This is a genomic window from Moorena sp. SIO3I6, assembly GCF_010672095.1.
Window position 1 is genome coordinate 1 of sequence record NZ_JAAHHU010000468.1, and the last position, 3334, is coordinate 3334.

Here is a 3334-nt window from a genome sequence, read left to right on the forward strand (position 1 = left end):
CCACAGAATCATAGCCCTGCATCAATGGGTAGAGAAACTCATGGAGGAAAATAGGATTTTGTTGTTGATAGCGTTCAGCAAACCCTTCCTTAGCCAGCATTTGCCCTACGGTCATAGTGGCTAACAAGTCAATAATCTCAGACAAATCCAACTGGTTAAGCCACTCAGAGTTATAGCGAATTTCTAGCCGTCCTGGGGTGTCAAAATCTAGAATAGGGCGCACCTGTGACAGATAAGTTTCAGCATTTTCCTTGACCTGAGCTGGTGTCAACTGGCGACGCACCTCAGACTTGCCAGTAGGGTCACCGATTCTAGCGGTAAAGTCACCAATAATTAAGACAGCGGTATGACCAGCATCTTGGAATGCCCGTAACTTTCTGACTGGGATACTATGACCTAAGTGGAGATCGGCACCGGTTGGGTCTATACCTAACTTGACCCGTAAGGGACGCTCAGCTTGCTTGAGCCGAATAGCTAGATTTTCACTCGGATCCTGAGAATCCGATTGTAGGGGAAAAATTTCACTGGTACCTCTGTCTAGCCAAGCTAGCTCGTTAGAAAGGGGGATTTCAAAATTTGACATCGGTTGGGACTATGGTTGGGAATTAAGTAGGTTAGTTAGATTTATTTTAAGGATCGTTTACAAATTCTAAGCAGCTAGACCGACACTTGCCATGCACCATGTCTAAATGCCGCTAACTATTATACAAAAGGCCGTTGACAACCCTTACGACATGCCCATTAAGCCCACTCTTGTAACATAGCTATTAAATCCCCCACGCTTTAGCCTCTTGAGGGTTCAATCGGTGGATGCATCTGCCACAGGGACTGCATCAAGACGGGAAATGACCGTCGTAGAAGACAAAATGGTATGAATTGGCTGGAATTAACCCTAATTCAAAAATTATTTATCGCTACAGTAGTTGAAGCTGAAGTTGAAGCTTACTTATAGGGCTTGACACTTATCCATAACCTCCTGGCATTATTAAGAAATTCGATGCTCAAGACTTGTAAGTCATCCTGCTCTGCCCACCTATCCTTGGAATTGTCTTATAGAAAGGTACTTAGAGAAATTCAAAAAAACACCCCAAGCACAGCCCCTAGCTTACATGTCTGTTCTTTAGTAAGGAAATGAAATCACCGTGTCATCTAGCACTATTCCACAACCACAAGATCGGAAAAATCGGAAAAGAAAGCCTTCACAAGTATTGCAGTTTGTGCAAGGGGTGGCTCAGGTAACTGGAGGGACTATCCTCGGGGTTACCATGTTAGCTAGCTCGATTGTAGCTGGTGGACTTGTGGGCTTAGCGACTAGCTTCCGTAACCTGCCAGATGTGCGCATGCTCCGGAACTACACACCAACAGAAACAACCTACATTTACGATGTCAAGGGTAGACCCCTAGTTAGCCTTCATGGGGAAGCAAATCGGGAAGTGGTCGAATTCGGCCAAATCAACCCTCAACTCAAGCGGGCTGTACTAGCTATAGAAGACAGTCGCTTCTACATGCACTATGGGGTTAACCCCAATAGCGTTGGTCGTGCTTTCTTAGTCAACTGGAGACAAGGGACAGTAGTGGAAGGGGGTTCTACGATCACCATGCAGTTGGTGAAAAACCTGTTTCTGTCTCGGCAACGCACCTTTAGCCGCAAAATCACTGAAGCTGTACTCGCTATCCGAGTTGAGCAAATCTTCTCTAAAGACGAGATTATGGAATTGTACCTTAATCAAATCTATTGGGGTCACAATAACTATGGCATTGAAACAGCTGCCCGGAGCTACTTTGTTAAGCCAGCCTCTGAGCTATCCTTAGCCGAGTCAGCGATGTTGGCAGGGCTAATTCAGTCCCCAGAAGAATACAGTCCCTTCAGCAACTACTCTAAAGCTAAAGAGCGACAAGCCGTGGTCTTAAGGCGGATGCGGGATTTGGGATGGATTACAGCAGCCCAAGAAAAAGAAGCTAAGGAACAGCCCCTGTTAATTGGCAAAAGTACCTCCTGGACGACCAGTAAATTACCTTTCGTCACAGAAGCTGCTGTCGTGGAGTTAAAAGAGCGATTTGGTCAGGAGGCGGTCACCAAGGGCGGAATGCGAGTTCAGACCACGGTTGACTACTACTTCCAAAAGCAGGCAGAAAAGATCATTAATCGTGCTCATTACACCCTACGTCGCCGTGGACTTTACGATAATCAAGTGGCATTAGCCGCCGTTGATCCCCGTACCCATTTTGTGAAAGCGATAGTCGGGGGGTACAGCTATGAAAAGAGCAAGTTCAACCGTGCTACTCAAGCTCGACGTCAGCCTGGGTCATCCTTTAAGCCATTTGTTTACTATACTGCCTTTGCCACAGGTAAATATGCCCCCGGTTCCACTGTTTACGATACCCCCGTGCGCTATCGAGATGGTAGAGGCTATTACAGACCCAAAAACTATGGTGGTGGCTACTCTGGTGCCATGAGCATTCGCACCGCAATTGTTCAATCGAGCAATGTGCCAGCGGTAAAGATTGGCAGGAGAGTGGGACTGGATAAAGTCGTTGATGTGGTTAAGACCCTTGGGATTAAGAGTCCCATGCAACCAGTGTTATCCTTACCCCTAGGGTCAGTTGGGGTAACACCATTGGAAATGGCAGGAGCCTATGCTACCTTTGCCAATAATGGCTGGCACTCTGACACTACTTTAATTGTCCGAGTGACCGATAGTAAAGGCAATGTGCTGCTAGATAATACCCCTAAGCCTAAGCTGGTGCTAGATCAATGGGCGGTTGCTTCCCTTAACCATACCCTAACCGGTGTAATTAACGGAGGTACCGGAAAATCTGCCCACATCGGGCGTCAGGCGGCAGGTAAAACGGGAACAACCTCTTCAGAGCGAGATGTGTGGTTTGTGGGATATGTACCCCAGATGGCTACGGCAGTTTGGATTGGTCGAGACAACAACCGACCCCTTGGGCGAGGGGTAACAGGTGGTGGCTATGCCGCACCGATCTGGCGGAGGTTTATGGCTTACGCTTTGCGGAACGAGCCAGTGAGATACTTCCCTCGACCCACAAAATTTAAGCGTCCTCGATCCAGATAAATTCTAGATAAAATAGGGATATCAGCCGTCATGATTGGCGGCTCCCTACTGACGCACTCTCAGCCCTCAGCTGTCTTGGGAGATGTCCATCTATCCCCACCCCCACCAAAGGCTAACGTACTACGATTGTTTCTCTACGTCTGACTTCATCCGCTCCAATGTCATGTTCATCTGGTCAAACATCTGCTGAGGGGTGATCCCAAACTGACCTAACTGAGTATTGAGCTGCTCTATGGTCATCTGAGCCATGAAGTCAT

General features: G+C 47.5%; 3 protein-coding genes. 1 reads left to right on the forward strand and 2 read right to left on the reverse strand.

Translation table 11 applies throughout. The annotated features are described in order from the left end of the window. On the reverse strand, positions 1–583 hold a 583-nt coding region (gene tyrS / locus F6K49_RS38035), incomplete at its 3' end, for a tyrosine--tRNA ligase (protein WP_293105425.1). A 682-nt stretch (positions 584–1265) separates the two neighbouring features. Between tyrS and F6K49_RS38040 the strand changes: the two genes are divergently transcribed. Next, positions 1266–3077 (forward strand): penicillin-binding protein 1A, encoded by a 1812-nt coding sequence (locus F6K49_RS38040; protein ID WP_364305648.1) that lies wholly within the window; start codon positions 1266–1268, stop codon positions 3075–3077. Between the two features lie 120 nt (positions 3078–3197). On the opposite strand, the gene F6K49_RS38045 is transcribed toward F6K49_RS38040, so the two are convergent. Continuing rightward, positions 3198–3334: DUF1825 family protein (locus tag F6K49_RS38045; protein ID WP_293105430.1), on the reverse strand; the 137-nt coding region annotated here is incomplete at its 5' end.